Below are 23859 nucleotides of genomic sequence, written 5' to 3'. Positions count from 1 at the left end.
GGGTATAATTATAAGTCGTCAAAGACACTTAATGCATCTGCGAGTTTCTTCACGCCGAAAACCTGCATCCCTTCAGGGATTTTTTTCGGCACGTTCGCCGCTGGCACAATGGCCCTACGGAACCCGTGTTTGGCAGCCTCAGAAATACGCTCCTGGCCGCTCGGCACCGGGCGAATTTCCCCGGCAAGACCTACTTCGCCAAAGACCACCAGATCCTGCGGTAGCGGCCTGTCGCGCAGGCTGGACACCATCGCCAGCAGCAATGCGAGGTCAGCACTGGTTTCGGTGACTTTAACGCCGCCCACCACGTTAACAAAGACGTCCTGATCCGCCATTTGCAGGCCGCCGTGACGGTGCAACACGGCCAGCAGGATAGCTAACCGGTTCTGCTCCAGGCCAACCGCCACACGCCGCGGGTTGCCCATCATCGAGACATCCACCAGCGCCTGGATTTCCACCAGCAGCGGGCGCGTACCTTCCCAGAGCACCATCACCGAACTGCCGGAGGTGACTTCATCACCACGGCTGAGGAAGATGGCTGACGGATTACTGACTTCACGCAGCCCCTGTTCGGTCATGGCAAAGACGCCCAGCTCATTCACCGCGCCAAAGCGGTTTTTATGGCTGCGCAGCGTACGGAAACGGGAGTCCGCATCGCCGTCGAGCATCACCGAGCAGTCGATACAGTGTTCGAGCACTTTCGGCCCGGCAAGCGAGCCATCTTTGGTTACGTGGCCAACCATCACAATCGCCACGCCGCGCGTTTTGGCAAAGCGTGTCAGATAGGCTGCGGTTTCGCGCACCTGAGCCACACTGCCTGGCGAAGACTGGATATCCGCCATGTGCATCACCTGGATGGAATCGATAACCATCAGCTTCGGCTGCTCTTCTTCAGCAATCATGCAAATCTGTTCGATGCTGGTTTCCGAGAGCATGTTCAGGTTGCTGGTCGGCAGACCAAGACGGTGCGCACGCATCGCCACCTGCTGCAATGACTCTTCCCCGGTGACATACAGGGTTTTCATCTGCTCGGCGAGTTTGCACAGGGTTTGCAGCAGCAGCGTCGATTTACCGGCCCCCGGGTTACCGCCGATAAGAATGGCGCTACCCGGCACCACCCCACCGCCAAGCACACGGTCGAACTCTTTGAATCCGGTAGAGAAACGTGGCAACTCTTCCAGGCTGATGTCCGAGAGCTTCTGGACTTTCGCCACACCGGCATTCCCCGCATAGCCGCTCAGGCGCTCATTGCGGGCCACGCTCGGCGAAGCCGCCACACCACGCACTTCGGTAATGGTGTTCCAGGCATGACAGGCACTGCATTGCCCCTGCCAGCGCGGATAATCCGCGCCACATTCATTACAGACAAATGCGCGTTTTGGAGCTTTCGCCACGGTTTACCTCGTTATTTCTGATTAATGCTGCCAGAGAGAATGCAGAACACCCCCATCAGGTCAGCATGACGGATGGTCACTTCCGTCTTTTCATTCACTTTTGGCTTGGCATGGTAAGCAATGCCAAGACCCGCTGCTTTGATCATCGGCAGATCGTTGGCGCCATCGCCAATCGCCACGGTCTGCACGACCGGAATTTCATATTTCTCTGCCAGGCGGTTCAGCGTATTGGCTTTGTACTGCGCGTCCACGATATCGCCAATCACCTGACCGGTGAGTTTACCGTCCATGATCTCCAGCTCGTTCGCCACCACGGTGGTCAGGCGCAGCTTGTCACGCAGGTAATCGGCGAAGAAAGTGAAACCACCAGAAGCAATTGCCACTTTCCAGCCCAGCGTTTCCATCTTCAGCACTAATTGCGTCAGCCCAGGCATCAGCGGCAGCTCATCACGCACCTGACGTAGAATATTGGCATCGGCCCCTTTCAGGGTTGCCACGCGTTGTCTGAGGCTTGCGGTAAAGTCCAGCTCGCCACGCATCGCGCGTTCCGTCACTTCTGCCACCATCTCACCGCTGCCGGCCAGTTTGGCTATTTCGTCGATGCACTCGATCTGGATGGCGGTAGAGTCCATATCCATGACCAGTAAACCTGGCGTTTTCAGATGCGGGATTTTGCCCAGCGGGGCCACGTCCAGCCCGGCATCGTGTGCCAGGCGCGTGGCGCGCTGCGTCAGGGAACCGGCCAGGCGAATAACCTGGTAATCCTCCACGCACCAGGCTGCAACGATCACCATCGCGGCACCCAGTTTGGTTTGATATTGCGTCAGGCGCTGCTTATCAAGGCCGCGTCCGTACAGCAGCCAGCCGCTACGACCGGCGTGGTAATCCAGAGGCATCACCTCATCACCACTTAAAGAGAGCGGCAATCCTGGCCATAAAGAGACATCCGTTGGCAGGTCGCACCAGGTAATGTTCGGCATTGAAGCTCCTGTAATTTCGTTCGCGCCGGAAGGTTCCAGAGGGAAAATAACGCATGAGGCTACCCTGTAACCATCACTTCTGGCAACATTAAGCCGTAAATTTTCAGCAGGTGGAATATGGCTCGCGCAAAACTGAAATTCCGGCTTCATCGTGCCGTGATTGTCCTTATCTGTCTGGCGCTCCTGGTGGCGCTGATGCAAGGGGCATCATGGTTTAGCCAGAATCATCAACGGCAACGCAATCCGCAACTTGAAGAACTGGCCCGCACCCTGGCGCGTCAGGTGACCCTTAACGTTGCGCCATCTATGCGTACTGAAACGCCGGATGACAAGCGAATAAGCCAGGTATTACGCCAGCTTACGGAGAACAGCCGTATTCTGGATGCCGGAGTCTATGACGAACAGGGCGACCTGATCGCCCGTGCGGGTGAGCACGTCGACGTGCGCGACAGGCTGGCGCTGGACGGTAAAAAAGCCGGGGGCTACTTCAACCAGCAAATCGTCGAACCTATTCAGGGGAAAAATGGTCCGCTGGGATATTTGCGCCTGACGCTCGACACCCACACTCTGCCTACCGAAGCCAAACAGGTGGATAACACCACCAATATTCTGCGCCTGATGTTGCTGCTTTCGCTGGCCATTGGCGTGGTGCTGGCGCGTACCCTGTTGCAGGGAAAACGCACACGCTGGCAGCAGTCCCCCTTCCTGCTGACCGCCAGCAAGTCTATTCCTGAAGACGAAGAGAGCGAGAAGAAAGATTAGTGATAAAGTGGGCGGATGATTCGGAAAAGGAACTTTGCCATGACGACATTACGCCTGCTTATCTCTGACTCTTACGATCCCTGGTTTAACCTCGCGGTGGAAGAGTGCATCTTCCGCCAGATGCCCGCCACCCAACGCGTACTCTTCCTGTGGCGTAACGCCGATACCGTGGTCATTGGCCGGGCGCAAAACCCATGGAAAGAGTGCAACACTCGGCGTATGGAAGAGGATAACGTCCGTCTGGCACGCCGGAGCAGCGGGGGCGGCGCGGTGTTTCACGATCTGGGCAACACCTGCTTTACCTTTATGGCGGGTAAACCGGAGTACGATAAAACCATCTCCACGGCCATCGTGCTCAATGCCCTGAACGCGCTTGGCGTTCAGGCTGAAGCGTCCGGGCGCAATGATCTGGTGGTCAGTACAGAGGAAGGCGATCGCAAGGTTTCCGGCTCGGCGTATCGCGAAACCAAAGATCGCGGTTTCCATCACGGCACACTGCTGCTCAACGCCGATCTCAGCCGTCTGGCCAACTACCTTAACCCGGACAAGAAAAAGCTCCAGGCTAAAGGCATCACTTCCGTACGCGGCCGCGTCGCGAATCTGGTTGAGCTGCTGCCTGGCGTCACACACGAACAGATTTGCGAGGCTATCCGCGAGGCGTTCTTTGCCCATTACGGTGAAGGCGTCGAAGCAGAAGTGATTTCACCCGACAAGACACCCGATCTGCCGAACTTCGCGGAAACCTTCGCCCGCCAGAGCAGTTGGGAGTGGAACTTTGGGCAGGCACCGGCGTTCTCTCACCTGCTGGATGAGCGCTTTACCTGGGGCGGCGTAGAGCTGCATTTTGACGTTGATAAAGGTCATATCACCCGGACACAGGTCTTTACCGATAGCCTTAATCCGGCCCCGTTAGAAGCGCTGGCGGCACGTTTGCAGGGCTGTCTTTATCATCCGGACGTGCTTCAACAGGAGTGCGGTGCGTTGTTGGTGGATTTCCCGGAACAGGAAAAAGAACTACGTGAATTGTCGGCGTGGATTGCGCGGGCTGTGCGCTAAAAAAAGCCCGCTGGCGCTACGCTTAGCGGGCCTACAACACAGTAGGCCGGGTCAGGCGAAGCCGCCACCCGGCACAACAGGTCTTACTCTTTATCGCCCAGCAGAACGGATTCCAGCGCGATTTTGATCATGTCGTTGAAGGTGGTCTGACGCTCAGCAGCAGTCGTCTGCTCGTGCGTACGGATGTGGTCAGACACGGTGCAGATGGTCAGCGCTTTTGCACCAAACTCAGCCGCTACGCCGTAGATACCTGCCGCTTCCATTTCCACGCCCAGGATGCCGTATTTTTCCATCACGTCGAACATTTCACCGCCGTCTGGTGCATAGAACAGATCAGCAGAGAAGATGTTGCCCACGCGAGCGTCAACGCCCAGCGCTTTTGCCGCGTCAACCGCGTCACGTACCATGCCGAAGTCTGCAATCGCAGCAAAGTCATGATCTTTGAAACGCATACGGTTCACTTTGGAATCGGTGCATGCACCCATGCCGATAACGATATCACGCAGTTTCACGTCCATACGAACCGCGCCGCAGGAGCCTACACGAATGATTTTCTTCACGCCGAAATCGGTGATCAGCTCTTTGGTGTAGATCGAGCAGGATGGGATACCCATACCGTGTCCCATGACAGAGATCTTGCGGCCTTTGTAAGTCCCGGTGAAGCCCAACATGCCACGCACGTTGTTCACTTCACGCACATCTTCCAGGAAGGTTTCAGCGATGTGCTTCGCACGCAGCGGGTCGCCTGGCATCAGAACAACGTCAGCGAAATCGCCCATTTCTGCGTTAATGTGTGGAGTTGCCATCTTCAGTTCCTTTTCATTTTAAATTCTCCCTCTCCCTGTGGGAGAGGGTTGGGGTGAGGGCATCAGGCCGCACCCAATGTGCCTCAGAACATGGCTTTGCCATATTCCATGTCGGACGTACCAAAGTATTTTGCAATTGTCTGGCCAATATCCGCGAAGGTTTCACGGTGGCCCAGAGAACCAGGTTTCACTTTTGGACCATACACCAGCACCGGAATGTGCTCACGGGTGTGGTCAGTACCGGTCCAGCTTGGGTCACAGCCGTGGTCAGCGGTCAGGATCAGAATGTCATCTTCACCCACCAGCTCCATCAGCTCTGGCAGACGGCGGTCGAACAGCTCCAGACCGGCAGCATAACCGGCGATATCGCGACGGTGTCCCCAGGAGGAGTCGAAGTCCACGAAGTTGGTGAAGACAATAGTCTTGTCGCCTGCTTCTTTCATCTCTTTGATGGTGGCATCGAACAGCGCATCCAGACCAGTAGCTTTCACTTTTTTGGTGATACCGCAGTTGGCATAGATATCCGCGATTTTACCCACGGAAACCACGTGGCCGTCTTTCTCTTCAACCAGTTTTTGCAGCACAGTCGGTGCTGGCGGCTCAACAGCCAGGTCATGACGGTTACCGGTACGCTGGAAGTTACCCGCTTTGTCGCCGATAAACGGACGCGCGATAACACGGCCAATGTTGTAGCCGCCTTCGGTCAGCTCTTCACGGGCGATTTCGCACAGCTCGTACAGCTTATCCAGGCCGTAGGTCTCTTCGTGGCAGGCAATCTGGAACACGGAGTCAGCAGAGGTATAGAAAATCGGTTTGCCGGTTTTCATATGCTCTTCACCGAGCTCATCCAGAATAACGGTACCGGAGGAGTGGCAGTTACCGAGGTAACCCGGCAGGTTTGCACGCTTCACCAGTCTATCCAGCAGTTCCTGCGGGAAGCTGTTCTGGTGATCGGAGAAATAGCCCCATTCGAACAGAACCGGAACACCGGCGATTTCCCAGTGGCCAGACGGGGTATCTTTACCGGAAGAGAGCTCGTGCGCCCAGGCGTATGCGCCCACCACTTCTGCGTTACCGTCCATACCGGCTGCGATTTTGCCGGTGGAACCTTCATGCGCTTTCACCAGGCCGAGGCTGGTCAGGTTTGGCAGAGTCAGAGGGCCTTTACGACCGTTGTCCGCTTCACCTTTGGCGCAGGCTTCAGCGATGTGACCCATGGTATCGGAACCCACGTCACCAAAACGTTCTGCATCTTCGGTTGCGCCGATGCCGAATGAGTCCAGCACCATAATAAATGCACGTTTCATAATTGTTCTCCGTACTTAGTGCTTCAAAAAATAGCGATCAGATCAGTATACAGTTATTCAGTGATACGGCGATAGACAGTCGGTGTGCTTTCTGGTGCTTTATCATCAAGCGTGATTGCCGCTTTCACCGCTCTCGCCGCATCCTGCCAGCTGGCTTCGTCTTTCGCGTGGATAACCGCCAGCGGACGTTGGCCGTCGACGCTGTCGCCCAGACGAACCATGTCGGTAAAGCCAACGCTGTAATCAATCGTGTCAGATGCCTGACGACGACCGCCACCCATCGACACCACCGCCATACCGAGCTCACGGGTATCCATTGCGGAAATAAAGCCTTCGGTATCGGCATAGACCGCTTTGCTGAGCGTCGCCGTTGGCAGGTATTTCGCGTAGTTTTCCACGAAATCGGTTGGGCCTTTCTGCGCGGCCACCATACGACCGAAGATCTCTGCCGCTTTGCCGTTATCCAGCACAGCCTGCAATTTCGCCCGAGCTTCGGCATCATCTTTGGCAAGCTTGCCGGAGATAAGCATCTCAACGCACAGCGCCATGGTGACGTCGAACAGACGTGGGTTACGGTATTCACCCGTCAGGAACTGCACAGCTTCGCGCACTTCAACGGCGTTACCTGCGCTGGATGCCAGCACCTGATTCATGTCCGTCAGCAGCGCGGTGGTGCGCACGCCAGCACCGTTGGAAACGCCAACGATCGCTTCAGCAAGCTGGGCGGAAAGCTCATAGGTTGGCATAAACGCGCCGCTGCCCACTTTCACGTCCATCACCAGCGCATCCAGGCCTTCCGCCAGTTTTTTGGCGAGGATCGAAGCGGTGATCAGCGGGATGGAGTCAACAGTCGCGGTAATGTCGCGGGTGGCGTAGAAACGCTTGTCCGCCGGTGCAAGAGAGCTGGTCTGGCCGATAATTGCCACACCAACGTCTTTAATAATATCGCGGAAGCGATTGTCATCCGGGAAGATGTCGAAGCCCGGAATGGCTTCCAGTTTATCCAGCGTGCCGCCGGTGTGACCCAGGCCACGCCCGGAGATCATCGGAATATAACCACCGCAGGCCGCAACCATTGGGCCAAGCATCAGTGAGGTAACATCACCCACACCGCCGGTAGAGTGTTTGTCGACAATAGGGCCATTAAGGTTGAGGCTTTTCCAGTCCAGAACGGTCCCTGAATCTCGCATCGCCATGGTCAACGAGACACGTTCAGGCATCGACATATCGTGGAAAAAGATGGTCATCGCCAGAGCAGCAATTTGCCCTTCAGAGACGGTGTTATCGCGAATGCCGTTGATAAAGAAGCGGATCTCTTCGTCGCTTAATGCGCGACCATCACGTTTTTTACGAATAATTTCTTGTGCGAGAAACACGGTAACCTCCCGAAGTAGGCCGGGAGCGCTATGCGCCACCCGGTCATTCAAAAATTAGTAGCTGCTTGCGCTCTTACCGTCGCCGTGACCCAGCGCTTTGAGCAGGCTTGCCAGCAGGCTGGATGCGCCGAAGCGGTAGTGACGGGAATCCGCCCAGTCAGCGCCGAACAGCTCGTCTGCAATCGCCAGGAACTGCTGCGCGTCTTCCGCGGTACGCACGCCGCCCGCAGGTTTGAAACCAACGGTTTTGGACACGCCCATATCGCGAATGACTTCCATCATGATGCGCGCGCTTTCCGGGGTCGCGTTGACCGGCACTTTACCGGTAGAGGTTTTGATGAAATCTGCACCGGCTTTGATAGCGATCTCAGATGCTTTACGGATAAGGCGCTCTTCTTTCAGCTCACCGGTTTCGATGATCACTTTAAGCAGCACGTTTGCCGCCGCACAGGCGTCTTTACAGGCTTTCACCAGGTCAAAACCAACCTGTTCGTTGCCCGCGATCAGCGCGCGGTATGGGAACACCACGTCTACTTCATCAGCGCCGTAAGCAATCGCCGCGCGGGTTTCTGCCAGCGCAATACCGATATCGTCGTTGCCGTGCGGGAAGTTAGTCACGGTTGCAATACGCACATCCGGGGTGCCCTGCTCGTTCAGAGTCTTACGTGCAATTGGGATAAAGCGCGGGTAGATACAGATGGCTGCGGTGTTACCGACAGGCGTTTTTGCCTGATGGCACAGAGCGATGACTTTCTCATTGGTGTCGTCATCGTTCAGGGTGGTCAGGTCCATTAGTTTCAACGCACGCAGGCTGCTTGCAGTTAAATCGGTCATAACATTCTCCAACGGCATCGCCGTATAAAATTTCACCTTGCGGCTCTGTTAGTATTCTAACATCCACTCGCATACACACTTCGACATTCATCACAGTTAATGAAAACTTCGTACAAATTTGCATTGCTGTAATGAGATCAACTTCAAATTTTCTTGCTCAAACTGCTGACTAAAGCAGCGATTACCCCTGTCGGATCAAAAGCCTCCGTGGGGTGACTTCCTACAATCCGCTCATCAATCGCAGAACAATAAAGGAAGTGAATATGTCCCACTTCAGCCCTGACGCCCTGCAACAACGTTGCCAGCACATTGTGACAAGCCCGGTACTCACACCTGAGCAAAAACGTCATTTTCTGGCGCTGGAGGCGGAAAACGCCCTTCCCTATCCTGCGTTACCACAGGCCGCCAGAGCGGCGCTGGACGCGGGTTTTATCTGCGACATGTTCGAAGGCCATGCGCCTTTCAAACCCCGTTACGTTCTGCCGGATTACGCAAAATTCCTGGCTAACGGTTCAGCATGGCTGGAGCTGGAAGGTGCGAAAGACCTTGATGATGCTCTCTCACTGTTAACCATCCTTTACCACCATGTTCCATCAGTCACATCCATGCCCGTGTATCTGGGCCAGCTTGATGCGCTACTGCAACCGTATGTTAGAATTCTAACACAAGAAGAAATCGATAGCCGCATAAAACGTTTCTGGCGCTATCTCGACAGGACACTGCCAGATGCTTTTATGCACGCAAACATCGGCCCGGCGGATACACCTGTTACGCGGGCAATTTTACGGGCTGATGCAGAGCTGAAGCAGGTCTCACCGAATTTAACCTTCATTTATGATCCCGAAATTACACCAGATGATTTGCTGCTTGAGGTGGCGAAAAATATTTGTGAGTGCAGCAAACCTCATATTTCTAACGGCCCGATAAATGATAAAATTTTCACAAAAGGCCGTTATGGTGTGGTCAGTTGTTACAATTCTCTGCCGCTGGCGGGTGGTGGTAGCACGCTGGTACGCCTCAACCTGAAAGCTATTGCTGAACAGAGCGATTCGCCTGATGATTTCTTCACCCGCACGCTTCCGCACTACTGCCAGCAGCAAATCGCCATCATCAACGCGCGCTGCGACTTCCTGTATGAAAAATCGGGCTTCTTTGAGAATAGCTTCCTGGTGAAAGAGGGGCTGATAGATGCCGATCGTTTTGTACCGATGTTTGGCATGTATGGCCTTGCTGAGGCGGTTAACACCCTGTGTGAAAAAGCCGGGATGGACGGGCGTTACGGTAAAGATGAACAGGCCAACGCGCTGGGTTATCGCATCAGCGCGCAGCTCGCCGCTTTTGTCGAAAACACGCCGGTGAAGCATGGCTGGAATCACCATGCCCTGCTGCACGCGCAGTCCGGGATAAGCTCGGACATCGGGACAACGCCAGGCGCACGCCTGCCGTACGGCGATGAACCCGATCCGATTAGCCATCTGCTCGCGGTTGCTCCACATCACCAGCATTACCCTTCAGGTATCAGCGATATTCTGACCCTGGAAGAGACGGTAAAACGTAATCCGCAGGCAGTAGTGCAGCTGTGTCTGGGGGCCTTTAAAGCCGGGATGCGCGAGTTTACGGCCAACGTGGCGGGTAACGATTTGGTCCGCGTGACCGGATACATGGTGCGATTATCAGACCTGCAAAAATACCGCGAGGAAGGGTCGCGCACCCAAACCACCTGGCTTGGAGAAGAAGCCGCGCGCAATACACGTATCCTGGATCGCCAGCCACGGGTGGTAAGCCATGAACAACAGATGCGCTTTAGTTAGTCAGATTATCCCCTTCTCCTGCGTGGACGGTCCAGGCAGCCGCCTGACGCTGTTCCTCCAGGGCTGTAATCTGCGCTGTAAATCCTGCCACAACCCGTGGACCATCGGCCGCTGCAACGACTGCGGCGACTGCGTTCCCCATTGTCCGCACGACGCGCTGAATATTCAGGCCGGGCGGGTCTGGTGGCAGGAAAGCGACTGCAAACAGTGTGACACCTGCCTGCACCTTTGCCAGCAGCAGGCCACACCGATGGCGCAACGCTTTAGCGTAAACGATATCCTCGCGCACATTCGCAAAGTCGCGCCGTTTATCGATGGCATCACCGTGAGTGGCGGTGAGGCCACAACGCAACTGCCGTTTCTGGTGGCACTGTTCACAGCGATGAAAACAGAGCCAACCCTTCATCATTTGACCCGTCTGGTCGACAGTAACGGTCTGCTCGGGGAAACCGGCTGGCAGAAGTTATTGCCGGCTCTCGATGGTGCCATGCTGGATCTCAAAGCCTGGGGAAACGAACATCACCGCTACCTGACCGGACGTGAAAACCCGCAGATAAAGCAGAGCATCCGCTTGCTGGCGCAGCATAACCGGCTGACCGAGCTGCGGTTACTGGTTATCCCTGAGAAGTGCGATTATCTGGAGCATATCAAAGCGCTAATCGTGTTTATTCGCTCGCTGGGCAATATCCCGGTGAGGATCAACGCGTTTCATGCACAAGGGGTTTACGGTGAGGCGGCCAGCTGGCGTAGCGCAACGCCTGCCGATATTGAGCCACTGGCACTGGCGCTGGAAAAAGAGAAGATCGCCGTGATCCGCCCGGCGCTCTATCTATAGCGCAATGCCAAACAGCGAGCAGGTGTTGCTCAGCAAGGCATCCGCAATCACATCCGCAGGCTCTCTGCGCAGTTCACATAGCGTGTCGAATACGCGCGCCGCCTGTTCCGGGCGATTAGGTTGCCCCTGAAAACCGTTTAGCGGCATGTCGGGTGCGTCGGTTTCCAGCAATAACGCCGTCAGCGGTAGCTGTGCCATCACATCCCGGGTCTTGCTGGCTCGCGGGTAGGTAATCGTCCCGCCAACACCAATGCGATAGCCCAGCCCGATAAAGCGTTCAGCCTGCTGCAAACTGCCGGAAAATCCGTGCACCACGCCGGTACGGGGTAAATTTATGCGTTTCAGGTGCAGAGCCAGTTTGTCGTGAGTGCGGCGCGAGTGGAGGATCACCGGCAGATCGTGCTGCTTTGCCAGCCGGAGCTGCGCGTCGAGGAGAGTCTGCTGACGTTCAAAATGCGGATCCTCGCGATAGAGATCCAGGCCAATCTCACCAATAGCCACCCGCTTCTTCTCGGGCGTGCGTAATATTTCGTCCAGCCTGTCGATATGCTCGTCCAGATGGCGCTCAATAACGATCGGATGCAGGCCGAGTGCGGCATACAGTGCATCATGTCGCCGGGCGAGATCCTGCACACGGTCGAAGTGAGCGGCTTCAATGGCAGGCACGATGATCGCCTGAACGCCCGCCTGCGCGGCGCGATCAATGCTTTGTTCTTCATTACCGGTAAAGGGCGGAAAATCAAAGTGGCAATGGGTGTCGACAAAGCGGTACGTCACGCCAAATCCTCATTATCAAATGTTGTATCATTCGCCTGCGCAATGTCGACTCGCGGCATCGCCAGTGCGTCATTGGCCACAATGGCAGGCGGCGTTATGATCCGTTTATGTCGATGGAAAGGCGGGTGCTCGGCCAGCAGTTTACCTACCGTTGCCAGGAAGTAGCGCCCGCAAAGCCGCCCCGTTTTATAGTCATCACGCAGTGCAGGTAAACGGCTGCCCAGCGCCATGCTCAGCAAGGGTTTCGGCGGATAGATCTCAAAGATCCGCAACTTACCCGGCGGTTTTTCGATAAAGCGCTGCATTGCGCCGTAACTCGCTTCATGTCGCTGGGCGATATTCACCAGCGGCTGCAGGCTGCTATCACCCAGCCAGCGCTCCATGCGCTTGAACCATTGTGGGGTGTAGTACATTTGCGAAGGCACAGTGCGGATCACCACAATGGTTTTTGCCCCTCTGCGCGCGGCTTCCTGTACCGGCACCGCATCGCTGATACCGCCGTCAAGGTAGCTCACCCCGTCAAGCATTGCGCCAGTGCGATAGAACCCCGGAATGGCGCTGGAGGCACGAATGATATCGAGCCAGTTCTCTTTCTGCGGTGAAAAATACCCCGGCGTGTAGTCATCGCCCCGGCTGGCGCACATCCAGAATTCTTTTCCGGTATCGAACAGCCGCGATGCCGTGTCCATCGCCAGCGGCATCTGGCTGGCGGTGGAATCTAACAACCAGTCGAGATCGATTAAATTCCCCCCGCGAACAAAGCGCACCGGGTTAAAAAAATCCCGCGAGGTGGTGTAACGCATGATCACTTTCCGAGCATAGCCCGGCTGGTTACACACATAGGCGGAGAGGTTTTGCGCCCCCGCCGAGGTGCCTAAAAATAGGTCGAATGGGTTGAATTGTGCACGCATAAACTCATCCAGCACGCCAGACGTGAAGATACCGCGCTGCCCGCCGCCCTCGCACACCAGTGCAAGCTGGCCCGGACGAAACGGCTTAAGCGCCAGCGGCGTAATATTGCCGAGCGTAACGGGAATTCGTTGCCCCACCTCTGCTTTCCTGCGTTATTTGTTTTGTGAATACACAGTAACCTACACCTTACGCCAGGCTCAAACCAGAAAAAGCCAGTCGAGAGACTGGCTTTGATGTTGCTGTCAGAGTGTGTGTCGCTACGGACGGCGTCGTCCGGTAAACAGGCTGACCAGGAACAGAATAATACCGACAACGAAGACAATTTTCGCTGCCCCTGCCGCTGTACCCGCCAGACCACCAAAGCCCAGCGCGGCGGCAATTAACGCGATAACCAGAAAAATAATGCCCCATCGAAACATAAGACTCTCCTTTACCATAGTTAATGTCGACCGCAAGTCGCGAGCGTTCACAGCTGATGATTCCAGGTGTAATTCTTATTCCGTCTTCCGGCCTCAGTCAGAAGAACGAATTGCGATGTGTTACTTCGATTTCAGGTCATTTTTGACGCTTTTGACGCCATCAACCGCTTTCGCAATGGCTTCGGCGCGTTCAATTTGCGCCTGAGAATCGACGGTACCGGACAACTGAACCACACCATCGGTAGTTTCTACTTTCACTTTTCGTGACGGTACGACGTCATCAGCCAGAAGCTTGGCTTTGATTTCGCTGGTGGTTGCAGCATCACCGGCATAGCCCTGCATAGAGCCATTTTTACTGTCGCGGACATGCAATTTGTCGCTGACGGAGGTCACACCTTCTACCCCCTTAGCAACCGCAACAGCCTGTTCAGCCTGGGTCTGGCTCTCCACAAAGCCGCTCAGCGTAACAACGCTGCCCTCTGTTTTGACGGAGATGTCGGTGCTCTTGATGTTTTTATCGTCCACCAGCGCGGTTTTCACTTTAGCGGTGATAGCGCTGTCATCCATGAAGTTACCGACTTTATTCATCGAGCTATCGATTTTTTCCCCCGTGCTTGTCGCCACGGACTGGGCTTTATCCATCGTGGTGTTTTCTGCAAAAGCAGAACCGCTTGTCACGATGCACCCCAGGGCTACGGCCAGCAGAGATTTTGAAATCTTAGGTCTTGTCATATTCATCGATGTGTTCCTGTAGTTTGCTCGCTATTTGAGCGGCTAACGTTCCTTTTCGTTAGTTGTAAATGCTGTGAATAAACCAACAGTCAGTAAGGGAAATCATTTTCAGGTAATAAAACAGTCAATTCACCCACCGACGAGGTTAAACACTGAGTTAAATATAGAACAGTCTCGCGGTGCCGCATTCAGAATCGGTCAAAAAACAGGCAAACCAACACCGAACGGGATGATTTAAGAACATTCCGCAAGGGTCTAATAAGGCAGGGAATTAAGAAGAGCACGGCGAAAACCGTGCTCTGAGAGGGGATTAGTGTTCGCGCGTTTTGCGGAACTGAACGTCAGGATAGCGTTCCTGCGTCAGGTTCAGGTTAACCATGGTTGGGGCGATGTACGTCAGGTTATCGCCGCCATCGAGCGCCAGCTGGATCTCATTCTTGCGCTTAAATTCTTCGAATTTCTTCACGTCAGAACACTCAACCCAGCGCGCAGTCGCCACGTTTACGGATTCGTAAATCGCTTCAACGTTGTATTCGCTCTTAAGACGCGCAACTACCACGTCAAACTGCAACACACCGACCGCACCAACGATCAGATCGTTGTTCGCAATTGGGCGGAATACCTGTACCGCACCCTCTTCGGAAAGCTGTACCAGGCCTTTCAGCAGCTGCTTTTGCTTCAGCGGATCGCGCAGACGAATACGACGGAACAGCTCCGGCGCAAAGTTCGGGATGCCGGTGAACTTCATCATCTCGCCCTGGGTGAAGGTATCACCGATCTGGATCGTGCCGTGGTTATGCAGGCCGATGATGTCACCCGGATACGCTTCTTCAACGTGAGAACGGTCGCCCGCCATAAAGGTCAGCGCGTCGGAGATCACCACGTCTTTACCAATACGCACCTGGCGAAGCTTCATGCCCTTTTCATATTTACCGGACACCACACGCATAAAGGCCACGCGGTCGCGGTGTTTTGGGTCCATATTGGCCTGAATTTTAAAGACGAAGCCGGTGAACTTCTCTTCTTTTGCTTCGACTTCACGGGTGTCGGTTTTACGCGGCATCGGACGCGGCGCCCACTCCACCAGACCGTCGAGCATATGATCAACACCGAAGTTACCCAGCGCGGTACCGAAGAAGACCGGGGTAATTTCGCCTGCCAGGAACAGCTCTTTATCGAACTCGTGGGAGGCGCCTTTCACCAGCTCCAGCTCGTCGCGCAACTGCGCGGCCAGCTCTTCACCTACCGCTACGTCCAGCTCTGGGTTGTCCAGGCCTTTCACAACGCGCACTTCCTGAATGGTGTGACCCTTACCGGTCTGATACAGGTAAGTCTCATCTTTATAGAGATGGTAAACACCTTTAAACAGCTTACCGCAGCCGATTGGCCAGGTAATTGGTGCACAGGCGATCTTCAGCTCACTTTCCACTTCATCCATCACTTCCATCGGATCGCGGATGTCACGGTCGAGTTTGTTCATAAAGGTGAGGATCGGCGTATCGCGCAGACGGGTAACTTCCATCAGCTTACGGGTACGGTCTTCTACACCTTTTGCGGCATCGATAACCATCAGACAGCAGTCAACCGCCGTCAGCGTACGGTAGGTATCTTCGGAGAAGTCTTCGTGGCCCGGGGTGTCCAGCAGGTTCACCAGGCAATCGTGATACGGGAACTGCATCACGGAGGTGGTAATCGAAATACCACGCTGCTTTTCCATCTCCATCCAGTCAGATTTTGCATGCTGGCTGGAGCCACGGCCTTTAACCGTACCGGCAGTCTGAATAGCCTGTCCGAACAGCAGCACTTTTTCGGTGATGGTCGTTTTACCGGCATCCGGGTGAGAGATAATGGCAAAAGTGCGGCGCTTGGCCACCTCTTGCAGATAAGGAGACAACGTCATAATCAAATCTTCTTTTATAAGCGCGGCAGCACACCACGCATCATGGAATACAAAATTGCGGCTATTTTACCCATCAATAGGGGGCAGGCAATCATTGTTTACACAGGAGTTGCTCCAGTTCGTTCAATGACGAGACGGTCCAGGTCGGTTGGATACCTTCAGGCTGCACGCGACCGTGCGCATTCAGCCAGACGGTCGACAAGCCCGAGTTCATGCCACCCAGAATATCCGACTCGGCGGTGTCCCCTACCATCAGCACGCGTTCGCGCTCAGGATTGCCTGCCTGCGCCAGCGCGTAATCGAAAATACGCGGATCGGGTTTTGGTACGCCCACTTCTTCGGAAATCACCAGCGCATCGAAATGATCGCGCAGGCCGGTACGTTCAAGACGGATCTGCTGTAAGGCGGTAAATCCGTTGGTAATAATACCCAGCTTCGCCTTACCTTTCAGGGAGTCCAGCAGAGAAACCGCACCCGGCAGCGGCGCACAGATATCGGCCATCGCATTCAGGAAGGCATCATTCAGCGAGCCAGGACTCACCTTCAGGCGCTCTGCCCACACATCAAAACGCTGATGTTGCAGCTGTAACGCGGTGATAGTACCGTTCTGGTAATCCACCCACAGCGGTTTATTAACCGCCTGATAGTCCTGAAAATCTTCGGCGGTGAAGGTAACGCTATAATCCAGAAACATCCGCTGTAGGCCACCGAACGAGTCAAACGTAAACAGCGTTTCGTCGGCATCAAAGAAAATCCAGTCCCATTTCATCGTTACAACCTTATTTTCGTTATCCAAGCGGCAGAGCCATGATGATGGCGTCTTCACGTCCCTCTGCGGTGGGGTAGTAGTTACGGCGGATTGTCGCCTCGTTAAAGCCTAAGCTTTCGTAGAGTGCGATAGCGGCGACATTTGATGCGCGAACTTCCAGCCACAGGGTGAAAACGTCACGGGTTTCAAGCTCGCGAATTAAATACTCCAGCAGCTCCCTTCCCAGGCCGCGGCGCTGAAACGCCGGGTCGACCGCGATGTTAAACAGCGTTGCTTCATCCAGCACGACCTGAGTGATGGCGAATGCCGCCATCGTGCCATCGACATCCAGGCGGTAGTTCAGATAGCGGTCGCCCTGATTGCTGGCGAATGTTTTTTCGCTCCACGGAAACGCGTGGGCGCGTGTTTCAATCGCGAACGCTGTCGTCAGATCAGGCGTCGTGAGGGAAGAAATCGTGTTCATATTTGCAGATTTGTTGCCACAGCGCGCTGCGCGCTTTTGGGTTTGCTTTTAGCTCTTCCAGCACGGGAGAGCTTATCTGGCTTCCCTCAAGGGCGAGTTCGTTCACCTCTCCCATCCGCCAGCTGTTGCAGCGGCTTTCAGGAGGCAGCATCGCGACCCGTTCTGGCGTCAACTGTAATACCTGATCGGGCGTGAGCTTCAGGCTAAGAAGGACATCGCCAATAAGGGCTTCATTCAGGGCAGGCAGCGCCTCCGCCACCATCACCAGGCGAACATGCGCAGGAATGGCAATGGCAATTTCACCCTGCAACGCCGTCGGGCGACGCAAGGCCCACTGGGTAATACCCAGCTGCTGCAACTGCCAGTCTCGTCGGGATGTCATAGGGAAAGCTCCTGTCTCTCAGGCGCGCAAATATAGCAAATGTGTCGAAAGTGCGCCATCTACCTACTATAATCCCCGCCTGAGTTTATTGAGGAACAATTCATGTCTGCATTTACCCCGGCAAGTGAAGTCTTGCTGCGTCACAGTGATGATTTCGAAGAAAGCCGTATTCTTTTTGCCGGAGATATGCAGGATGACCTGCCTGCGCGTTTCGACTGTGCTGAAAGCCGTGCCCACACCCAGTATTACCACCACTGGCAGGTGCTGAGCCGCCAGATGGGCGAGCGTGCGCGCTTTAGCCTGGTGGCAGAGCAAAGCGACGTTGCCGATTGCGACACGCTGATTTACTACTGGCCGAAGAACAAACCTGAAGCGCAATTCCAGCTGATGAACCTGCTCTCCCTGCTACCGGTGGGATGCGATATCTTCGTGGTGGGTGAAAACCGTAGCGGCGTGCGCAGTGCCGAACAGATGCTGGAAGAGTACGCGCCGCTGAACAAAATCGACAGCGCCCGTCGCTGTGGCCTGTACCACGGTCGCCTGGAAAAACAGCCATCGTTTGATGCAGATAAATTCTGGGGCGAATATCAGCTTGACGATTTGACCATCAAAACCCTGCCGGGCGTTTTCAGCCGTGACTATCTGGACGTAGGCAGCAAACTGCTGCTCTCCACCCTGACACCGCATACCAAAGGCAAAGTGCTCGATGTGGGCTGTGGCGCAGGCGTGCTGGCAACGGTGCTTGCCAGTCATTCACCAAAAGTACGCCTAACCTTATGTGATGTCAGCGCGCCAGCGGTTGAAGCCAGCCGCGCAACGCTTGCCGCAAACGGTTTTGAAGGTGAAGTGATCGCCAGCAACGTCTTCTCTGACGTGACCGGTCGCTTTGACATGATTATCTCTAACCCGCCGTTCCACGACGGGATGGAAACCAGCCTTGAAGCGGCGCAAACCCTGATCCGCGGTGCAGTACGTCACCTTAACAGCGGCGGTGAACTGCGTATCGTCGCCAACGCCTTCCTGGCGTACCCGAAAGTGCTGGATGAAACCTTTGGCTTCCACGAAGTGATTGCCCAGACCGGACGCTTTAAGGTGTACCGCACCGTGATGACGCGTCAGGCCAAAAAGTAATCCCCGAATCTGTTTGCCGGATAAGCATCAGCGCCTTTCGGCAAACAGACGTCTCTGTTCCGACCATTTTTACATCAATCAAGGTATAGCGCGCACTTTTCTGTTGACGAAAAGCTGAAAACATCTAGAATGCGCCTCCGTGGTTACGATACTTTTACAGTATCGATGGTATGCGAAGGTGGCGGAATTGGTAGACGCGCTAGCTTCAGGTGTTAGTGTCCTTAGGATGTGGGGGTTCGAGTCCCCCCCTCGCACCATAAATCACGTTGATATTGCTCGCACTGGGCGAAGGTGGCGGAATTGGTAGACGCGCTAGCTTCAGGTGTTAGTGTCCTTAGGATGTGGGGGTTCGAGTCCCCCCCTCGCACCAACGAGGCGATATCAAAAAAAAGTAAGATGACTGTGCGAAGGTGGCGGAATTGGTAGACGCGCTAGCTTCAGGTGTTAGTGTCCTTAGGATGTGGGGGTTCGAGTCCCCCCCTCGCACCAATTATCTTATTATCCCTCTGATGTTCCTTCCTTTTTTTTATTTCAAACTCATCAGTATCACCAATATTCCGCTGACCAGTGCAACGCACGATGGCAACAACACAAAGTGCCGCAATTGCTTATGCCAGATCATCGCCGATGTCATCAGTAACCCTGACACAATAATCAGTTTCCAGATGTCGACAGAGAGATCGGCAAACACCAGACCGCCAATGATCACCCCAGGCAACAATACACCCCAGGCACTTCCCAGCGCTTTACTCAACATGGTTAGCTCTCTCGCACCAATAATGATAACCAATATCATATGATAACAATTATCATTTGTCAGCACACGGAATAAGAATTCATCGACCTTTACCTTTCCCATAATGACAGGAAATGTCTAAGGTGATAAATTGCTCACCTGTTAACTGTCTTTACCGTTTTCTGATAATTACAATTCGAAATTTTTGCATTCACAATTCCAAACCAACACCTATTCGTTTGTTTTAATTAAATAATATTAATAAACGCACTAATATGACATCACAATCCTGGCGTTCTTTGGTCAACAAGAAATATCAATTATCTTTACGTTTGTTTTTATCTTTGAATGCTGCATCTGCACTGTTCTCGGTAACAAACCCGCTCTATTCCGTGCGTCTGTTATCCATCCCCTTGATCGCTATTTTTACGTTAAGCGTCGGTTTGCTCGGCTGGCACTGGAAAAATAAAAAACGAAAAATAAATATTCCTGTTGTTTCAGCGATCTTTGGTCTTTTATGGGCCTGGCAAATCACCGCTAAATTTTCGTTGCTTACGCACGATCAAGCCACCTATCTGGTCATGGCGTTATTAACGGTGCTTTTTATTGGTTCGCTGGCATTTGTCAGTAATATCAAAGCATTTACGTTGCACTCGTTGCCAACTTTTGTCGTCTGCCTGTGGTTAAGCAATCATGACAGCTGGCTGCGTATGGCCTACTCCTTTGCCCTGCCGATGGTGGCGATTGGTATTCATCACGTTTTACAAAGACGTAATGACAATTTCGCCCAGGAGTTGCTTACCCGCTTACTGGAAGAGCGAGAAACCCTTACCGATCTCACCATGGTAGACCCGCTCACCGGCCTGTATAACCGGCGTGGCCTGCAAACCAGGCTGGATAACCTGCCAACGGTGGAAAACGGTGAACATTTTGTTCTGCTGCTGGATATCGACCACTTCAAGGCTTACAACGACCACTACGGTCATATGATGGGCGATCAGGCGCTGATCCGCGTCTCTGCGGCGATCCGTGATGCGGTGCGCTCGCGCGACATCGTTGCGCGCTTTGGAGGCGAAGAGTTTATGGTGCTGCTGACCAACATCTCACTTGAAAATGCTCGCCTGACAGCTGAGCGGATCCGCCAGAAAGTGTACGATTTAAAAATCCCGCATATGTTCAATGAAAGCGTGGCAACCAATGTCACCATCAGTATTGGTATTGCCATTTTTGAAGGTGAAGACGTCGAAGGGGCGCTGGGAAAAGCGGATAAAGCGCTATATGAAGCCAAGCATATGGGACGCAACAACATCCTTTACAGCGAAGAGCTGCAAACGACTTAACCGCCCTGTCGCACATCCCGGACAAAAGTCTTGCGATTGGTATTATCTATAGTTAGGATTGGCAATCATTATCATTTAGATTTCCATCCAAAACTATGGCCACTCGTACCGCACAAGCCGTTGAACCTATACTCTGGCGAGCCAGTCTCTCCACGGGGAGTGTTACGCTTGCGGATGCCATTCGGGAGAAAATCGCCGAAACGCGCGCGCATCTGCTGGATTTCATTAAGCTGGATGAACCGCATCCACATCACGCCATGACGCTGGCTCAGTGGCGTAATCCGGTAGAGTGGCAATCCTTGTTTGCCGCTTATTCAGACCATATCTATCGTAACCAGCCCACCATGGCGCGGGAAAACAAACCACTGCTCTCCCTCTGGGCGCAGTGGTATATCGGGTTGATGGTTCCCCCTGCGATGCTGGCCCTGTTAACCCAGGACGTCATGCTGGATCTCTCCCCGGAATTCTTCCACGTAGAATTCCACGAAACCGGGAGAGCGGCCTGCTTCTGGATTGATTTCCATGAAGATAAGCACGCGGGGTATCTTTCTGCTCAGGAGCGAATGGAGAGCCTTGTCACTCGCGCGTTGATCCCGGTTATCGATGCACTGGAAGAGACGGGTGAAATTAACGGGAAGCTTATCTGGAGTAATACCGGTTATTTAATTCACTGGTATTTGACGGAGATGAAACCGCTGCTCGGCGATGAGAAAGTCGATGCCCTACGCCAGTCGTGTTTCTTTGCCAAACAACTTTCTGATGGGCGCGATAACCCGCTGTTCCGCACCGTTGTGCCACGTGACGGACTTCTGGTTCGCCGTACCTGCTGTCAGCGCTATCGCTTGCCGGATGTTCAGCAATGTGGGGATTGTACGCTGAAGTAATGGTGTGATTTGCCGGGTGGCGCTAACGCTTACCCGGCCTACACTACGGTGCGACCAGGGTGAGGATACAAACATCAAAAACGGCAACCGAGATTGCCGTTTTGCTTTTACCTAGGCAACCTGCTGGTTGTCCTCATCAGCATTACGCTGTGCTTCTTCTGCTTCCTGCTCCAGCAGTTGCTTCTCGTACACTTTGAAGAACGGGAAGTAAATGATGGCAGAAACCAGCGCCAGCAGAATCACCAGCACCGCAGCACGGAAGTCCCAGCCAAGTGCCCAGGCCGCGCCGACAGGTGCAGGCGCCGTCCATGGGACCACTGAAATCACACGTCCAATCAGGTCCAGCTTCATTGCCGCCCACGCCAGCACGGCGTTAACCATCGGTGCTAACAGGAAAGGAATAAAGAACACCGGATTCATCACAATTGGCGTACCGAAAATAACGGGTTCGTTGATGTTAAAGAAACTTGGCACCACGCTCAGACGACCAATCGAACGCAGGTGTGCGGAGCGGCTACGCAGGTAGCAGATAACCAACCCCATCGTGGCACCCGACCCCCCGATAACGATAAAGAATGTCCAGAACGCTTCCATAAAGATATGTGGCAGCGGCTGGCTGGCTGCCAGTGCAGTCTGGTTTGCTCCGAGGTTGGTCAGCCAGAACATTTGCAGCATCCCTGAGACAATCGCCGCCCCGTGGATACCCGCAAACCACAGCAGGTGGCCAATCAACACGGCAAGCAGGATCGCCGGTAAGGAGTCCGCCGCAGAAACCAGCGGTTTAAAGACAGACATAATGGCCTGTGGGATCAGCATCCCAAACTGGGACTGGATCAGCAGGCTCAGAGGATAAAGCGTCAACACTACCACCAGGACCGGGATCAGCAGATCGAACGAGTTTTTAATCATCGGCGGCACCTGATCCGGCAGGCGGATACCGATGTTGTGCGCTTTCAGGAAACGCATCAATTCCACGCAGTAAACAGCGACCAGAATGGCGGTAAAGATCCCCGTTCCACCCAGGCTTTCTACCGGCAACGTGCCTTTGGTTTTCGGCGCAGCAACCAGCAGAAATGCCATCAGTGACAGCATGGCACACATGAACGGATCAAGCTGATGCGACTTAACGTAATGTTTGCCCAGGTTATAGGCAATGGCCGCACAGATATAAATGGACATAATGCCCATCGTCATATCAAACGGCGTCAGGATCTGGCCTTCAAATTGCTTCGCCATATCCAGCCAGGCGCGGGCAAAGCCCCAGGTGGTATCCGGCGAGAAAGGTGGGTAAGCAAACACTAATAAGAATGAGCCCACGATCATGAATGGCATGGCGGAGATAAACCCGTCACGGATAGCCATCACATGACGCTGGGAGGAGATCCGCCCGGCAATTGGGCTGACATAATTCTCAACGAAACGGAATATCAGATTAAACGCAGCATGGTTGGCAGACATAGCAGATCTCCTGTCAGACGTTCGTATCGGGCGCATTCACGCCACACGTTGTTCCATACATCAGCTTCACAACCTTGCTGGGTCGTTTACCAGCAGCACAGCTCAAACGGAATGGTTTCATAATTTGCTCTTATTATTGGATACAGGGGACGTTACGTAATCAGTATTAATCTCTCATTCACGCTCTGCAACCGGTTACTGTAACCGGTTTCCGTGAATGTGAAGGCGATCCAGAAATCAGCCATATGGGATATTTGTTACTTAAGAGATATTTACAGAGCATAATTTCTTATGACAGATTACGCAGGATATTTGTCAGGAGGAAACAATGAGTTTGCAGTCTGTACAGCAGTTTTTTGCCGACAACGCACCCGAGATAGAAGTCATTGAGCTTAGCCAAAGCACTGCGACCGTTGCGCTGGCTGCTGCCGCTCATCACGTTGAACCAGGGCAAATTGCCAAAACGCTATCGTTAAAAGTGAAAAACGAGGTGATCCTGGTTGTTGCGAAAGGAGATGCGCGCCTGGATAACAAAAAACTGAAGGACACATTTGGCGCAAAAGCGCGGATGCTCAGCAGTGATGAAGTGGTTACCGTCACTGGCCATCCTGTAGGTGGCGTCTGCCCATTTGGGCTGGAAAATCCCCTCTCGGTCTATTGCGATATCTCTTTAAAACAATACCCGGAAGTGCTACCTGCTGCGGGAGCCATTCACAGCGCAGTGCGAATTTCACCGGAAAGAATGGCTGAGCTTACCTCGGCAAAATGGGTAGATGTTTGCATTTAATCGCCGCG

24 protein-coding genes and 3 tRNA genes are annotated in these 23859 nt (G+C 54.0%); 11 read left to right on the top strand and 16 right to left on the bottom strand.

Translation table 11 applies throughout. The annotated features are described in order from the left end of the window. Nucleotides 1-8: 8 nt before the first annotated feature. Complete coding sequence (gene radA, locus ACT9TW_RS08455; protein WP_182059502.1) at nt 9-1394, bottom strand: DNA repair protein RadA; 1386 nt, start codon at nt 1392-1394, stop codon at nt 9-11. Between the two features lie 11 nt (nt 1395-1405). Further along, nucleotides 1406-2374 (bottom strand): phosphoserine phosphatase, encoded by a 969-nt coding sequence (serB, locus tag ACT9TW_RS08450; RefSeq protein WP_446492119.1) that lies wholly within the window; start codon nt 2372-2374, stop codon nt 1406-1408. Nucleotides 2375-2491: 117 nt separating this feature from the next. On the opposite strand from serB, the gene ACT9TW_RS08445 reads away from it, so the two are divergent. Next, complete coding sequence (locus ACT9TW_RS08445) at nt 2492-3136, top strand: YtjB family periplasmic protein (protein ID WP_182059500.1); 645 nt, start codon at nt 2492-2494, stop codon at nt 3134-3136. Between the two features lie 39 nt (nt 3137-3175). Further along, nucleotides 3176-4192 carry a lipoate--protein ligase LplA gene (gene lplA, locus ACT9TW_RS08440; protein ID WP_446492118.1) on the top strand — a complete coding sequence of 339 codons (1017 nt, stop codon included), beginning with the start codon at nt 3176-3178 and terminating at the stop codon, nt 4190-4192. Nucleotides 4193-4275: 83 nt separating this feature from the next. Here the strand turns inward: lplA and deoD are convergent, their stop codons facing one another. The 4 genes from deoD to deoC form a co-directional block, all read right to left on the bottom strand. Further along, nucleotides 4276-4998, bottom strand: coding sequence for a purine-nucleoside phosphorylase (deoD, locus tag ACT9TW_RS08435; protein WP_014068806.1), 723 nt, complete (start codon nt 4996-4998; stop codon nt 4276-4278). A gap of 83 nt (nt 4999-5081) precedes the next feature. Further along, a complete protein-coding gene (gene deoB / locus ACT9TW_RS08430) occupies nt 5082-6305 on the bottom strand; it encodes a phosphopentomutase (RefSeq protein ID WP_446492117.1) in 1224 nt (407 codons plus the stop codon). Between the two features lie 53 nt (nt 6306-6358). Further along, nucleotides 6359-7681 carry a thymidine phosphorylase gene (gene deoA, locus ACT9TW_RS08425; RefSeq protein WP_446492116.1) on the bottom strand — a complete coding sequence of 441 codons (1323 nt, stop codon included), beginning with the start codon at nt 7679-7681 and terminating at the stop codon, nt 6359-6361. A gap of 54 nt (nt 7682-7735) precedes the next feature. Beyond that, a complete protein-coding gene (deoC, locus tag ACT9TW_RS08420; RefSeq protein ID WP_446492115.1) occupies nt 7736-8515 on the bottom strand; it encodes a deoxyribose-phosphate aldolase in 780 nt (259 codons plus the stop codon). Between the two features lie 263 nt (nt 8516-8778). Between deoC and ACT9TW_RS08415 the strand changes: the two genes are divergently transcribed. Next, nucleotides 8779-10326: a YjjI family glycine radical enzyme gene (locus tag ACT9TW_RS08415; protein WP_446492114.1), complete on the top strand. Its 1548-nt coding sequence runs from the start codon at nt 8779-8781 to the stop codon at nt 10324-10326. Beyond that, complete coding sequence (locus ACT9TW_RS08410) at nt 10301-11161, top strand: YjjW family glycine radical enzyme activase (protein ID WP_446492113.1); 861 nt, start codon at nt 10301-10303, stop codon at nt 11159-11161. Before ACT9TW_RS08415 ends, ACT9TW_RS08410 begins: the two co-directional genes overlap by 26 nt. Here the strand turns inward: ACT9TW_RS08410 and ACT9TW_RS08405 are convergent. From ACT9TW_RS08405 to ACT9TW_RS08370, 8 genes are all read right to left on the bottom strand, one after another. Next, complete coding sequence (locus ACT9TW_RS08405; protein WP_446492112.1) at nt 11156-11938, bottom strand: TatD family hydrolase; 783 nt, start codon at nt 11936-11938, stop codon at nt 11156-11158. The genes ACT9TW_RS08410 and ACT9TW_RS08405 overlap by 6 nt on opposite strands. Beyond that, a complete protein-coding gene (locus tag ACT9TW_RS08400; RefSeq protein ID WP_182059492.1) occupies nt 11935-12987 on the bottom strand; it encodes a patatin-like phospholipase family protein in 1053 nt (350 codons plus the stop codon). Before ACT9TW_RS08400 ends, ACT9TW_RS08405 begins: the two co-directional genes overlap by 4 nt. 120 nt (nt 12988-13107) lie before the next feature. Beyond that, the gene (locus ACT9TW_RS08395) at nt 13108-13269 is read right to left on the bottom strand and encodes a DUF1328 domain-containing protein (RefSeq protein ID WP_002887716.1); all 162 of its coding nucleotides are present in this window, start codon (nt 13267-13269) and stop codon (nt 13108-13110) included. 120 nt (nt 13270-13389) lie between these two features. Beyond that, a complete protein-coding gene (osmY, locus tag ACT9TW_RS08390; protein ID WP_446492111.1) occupies nt 13390-14007 on the bottom strand; it encodes a molecular chaperone OsmY in 618 nt (205 codons plus the stop codon). Between the two features lie 304 nt (nt 14008-14311). Continuing rightward, the gene (prfC, locus tag ACT9TW_RS08385; protein ID WP_182059490.1) at nt 14312-15901 is read right to left on the bottom strand and encodes a peptide chain release factor 3; all 1590 of its coding nucleotides are present in this window, start codon (nt 15899-15901) and stop codon (nt 14312-14314) included. A gap of 91 nt (nt 15902-15992) precedes the next feature. Then, on the bottom strand, nt 15993-16670 hold the full coding sequence (gene yjjG / locus ACT9TW_RS08380) for a pyrimidine 5'-nucleotidase (RefSeq protein ID WP_182059489.1): 678 nt from the start codon (nt 16668-16670) through the stop codon (nt 15993-15995). Nucleotides 16671-16689: 19 nt separating this feature from the next. After that, nucleotides 16690-17133, bottom strand: coding sequence for a ribosomal protein S18-alanine N-acetyltransferase (gene rimI, locus ACT9TW_RS08375; RefSeq protein WP_014068794.1), 444 nt, complete (start codon nt 17131-17133; stop codon nt 16690-16692). Beyond that, entirely contained in the window at nt 17102-17515 is a 414-nt protein-coding gene (locus ACT9TW_RS08370; protein ID WP_446492110.1) for a DNA polymerase III subunit psi, read from the bottom strand. The genes rimI and ACT9TW_RS08370 overlap by 32 nt, the downstream gene beginning before the upstream one ends. 102 nt (nt 17516-17617) lie before the next feature. Between ACT9TW_RS08370 and rsmC the strand changes: the two genes are divergently transcribed. The 4 genes from rsmC (at nt 17618) to ACT9TW_RS08350 (ending at nt 19135) form a co-directional block, all read left to right on the top strand. Then, on the top strand, nt 17618-18646 hold the full coding sequence (gene rsmC, locus ACT9TW_RS08365) for a 16S rRNA (guanine(1207)-N(2))-methyltransferase RsmC (protein ID WP_182059488.1): 1029 nt from the start codon (nt 17618-17620) through the stop codon (nt 18644-18646). Nucleotides 18647-18818: 172 nt separating this feature from the next. Next, a tRNA-Leu gene (locus ACT9TW_RS08360) sits at nt 18819-18903 on the top strand. Between the two features lie 28 nt (nt 18904-18931). Beyond that, nucleotides 18932-19016: transfer RNA gene (locus tag ACT9TW_RS08355), tRNA-Leu, on the top strand. A gap of 34 nt (nt 19017-19050) precedes the next feature. Next, nucleotides 19051-19135, top strand: a tRNA-Leu gene (locus ACT9TW_RS08350). Between the two features lie 37 nt (nt 19136-19172). Here ACT9TW_RS08350 and ACT9TW_RS08345 read toward each other — a convergent pair. Further along, nucleotides 19173-19442, bottom strand: coding sequence for a DUF1435 domain-containing protein (locus ACT9TW_RS08345; protein ID WP_446492109.1), 270 nt, complete (start codon nt 19440-19442; stop codon nt 19173-19175). Nucleotides 19443-19657: 215 nt separating this feature from the next. Between ACT9TW_RS08345 and ACT9TW_RS08340 the strand changes: the two genes are divergently transcribed. Continuing rightward, complete coding sequence (locus ACT9TW_RS08340) at nt 19658-20722, top strand: GGDEF domain-containing protein (protein ID WP_446492108.1); 1065 nt, start codon at nt 19658-19660, stop codon at nt 20720-20722. A 95-nt stretch (nt 20723-20817) separates the two neighbouring features. Next, nucleotides 20818-21606 (top strand): siderophore-iron reductase FhuF, encoded by a 789-nt coding sequence (gene fhuF, locus ACT9TW_RS08335; protein ID WP_446492107.1) that lies wholly within the window; start codon nt 20818-20820, stop codon nt 21604-21606. 111 nt (nt 21607-21717) lie between these two features. Here the strand turns inward: fhuF and ACT9TW_RS08330 are convergent, their stop codons facing one another. After that, complete coding sequence (locus tag ACT9TW_RS08330) at nt 21718-23064, bottom strand: PTS sugar transporter subunit IIC (protein WP_182059483.1); 1347 nt, start codon at nt 23062-23064, stop codon at nt 21718-21720. A 328-nt stretch (nt 23065-23392) separates the two neighbouring features. On the opposite strand from ACT9TW_RS08330, the gene ACT9TW_RS08325 reads away from it, so the two are divergent. Beyond that, nucleotides 23393-23851, top strand: coding sequence for a YbaK/EbsC family protein (locus ACT9TW_RS08325; protein ID WP_182059482.1), 459 nt, complete (start codon nt 23393-23395; stop codon nt 23849-23851). The last annotated feature ends 8 nt before the right edge of the window (nt 23852-23859 follow it).

The sequence above is a fragment of the Enterobacter sp. C4G1 genome (assembly GCF_052886895.1).
Note: the sequence above shows the minus strand (reverse complement) of the source record. Positions and strands in the feature narration are given on the sequence as shown.

Bases quoted from the DNA above. Each gene is read 5' to 3' on its own strand.
- serB (WP_446492119.1), bottom strand. From the start codon at position 2,374: ATGCCGAACATTACCTGGTGCGACCTGCCAACGGATGTCTCTTTATGG.
- ACT9TW_RS08445 (WP_182059500.1), top strand. From the start codon at position 2,492: ATGGCTCGCGCAAAACTGAAATTCCGGCTTCATCGTGCCGTGATTGTC.
- lplA (WP_446492118.1), top strand. From the start codon at position 3,176: ATGACGACATTACGCCTGCTTATCTCTGACTCTTACGATCCCTGGTTT.
- deoD (WP_014068806.1), bottom strand. From the start codon at position 4,998: ATGGCAACTCCACACATTAACGCAGAAATGGGCGATTTCGCTGACGTT.
- deoB (WP_446492117.1), bottom strand. From the start codon at position 6,305: ATGAAACGTGCATTTATTATGGTGCTGGACTCATTCGGCATCGGCGCA.
- deoC (WP_446492115.1), bottom strand. From the start codon at position 8,515: ATGACCGATTTAACTGCAAGCAGCCTGCGTGCGTTGAAACTAATGGAC.
- ACT9TW_RS08415 (WP_446492114.1), top strand. From the start codon at position 8,779: ATGTCCCACTTCAGCCCTGACGCCCTGCAACAACGTTGCCAGCACATT.
- ACT9TW_RS08410 (WP_446492113.1), top strand. From the start codon at position 10,301: ATGAACAACAGATGCGCTTTAGTTAGTCAGATTATCCCCTTCTCCTGC.
- ACT9TW_RS08395 (WP_002887716.1), bottom strand. From the start codon at position 13,269: ATGTTTCGATGGGGCATTATTTTTCTGGTTATCGCGTTAATTGCCGCC.
- osmY (WP_446492111.1), bottom strand. From the start codon at position 14,007: ATGAATATGACAAGACCTAAGATTTCAAAATCTCTGCTGGCCGTAGCC.
- prfC (WP_182059490.1), bottom strand. From the start codon at position 15,901: ATGACGTTGTCTCCTTATCTGCAAGAGGTGGCCAAGCGCCGCACTTTT.
- yjjG (WP_182059489.1), bottom strand. From the start codon at position 16,670: ATGAAATGGGACTGGATTTTCTTTGATGCCGACGAAACGCTGTTTACG.
- rimI (WP_014068794.1), bottom strand. From the start codon at position 17,133: ATGAACACGATTTCTTCCCTCACGACGCCTGATCTGACGACAGCGTTC.
- ACT9TW_RS08370 (WP_446492110.1), bottom strand. From the start codon at position 17,515: ATGACATCCCGACGAGACTGGCAGTTGCAGCAGCTGGGTATTACCCAG.
- rsmC (WP_182059488.1), top strand. From the start codon at position 17,618: ATGTCTGCATTTACCCCGGCAAGTGAAGTCTTGCTGCGTCACAGTGAT.
- ACT9TW_RS08345 (WP_446492109.1), bottom strand. From the start codon at position 19,442: ATGATATTGGTTATCATTATTGGTGCGAGAGAGCTAACCATGTTGAGT.
- ACT9TW_RS08340 (WP_446492108.1), top strand. From the start codon at position 19,658: ATGACATCACAATCCTGGCGTTCTTTGGTCAACAAGAAATATCAATTA.
- fhuF (WP_446492107.1), top strand. From the start codon at position 20,818: ATGGCCACTCGTACCGCACAAGCCGTTGAACCTATACTCTGGCGAGCC.
- ACT9TW_RS08330 (WP_182059483.1), bottom strand. From the start codon at position 23,064: ATGTCTGCCAACCATGCTGCGTTTAATCTGATATTCCGTTTCGTTGAG.
- ACT9TW_RS08325 (WP_182059482.1), top strand. From the start codon at position 23,393: ATGAGTTTGCAGTCTGTACAGCAGTTTTTTGCCGACAACGCACCCGAG.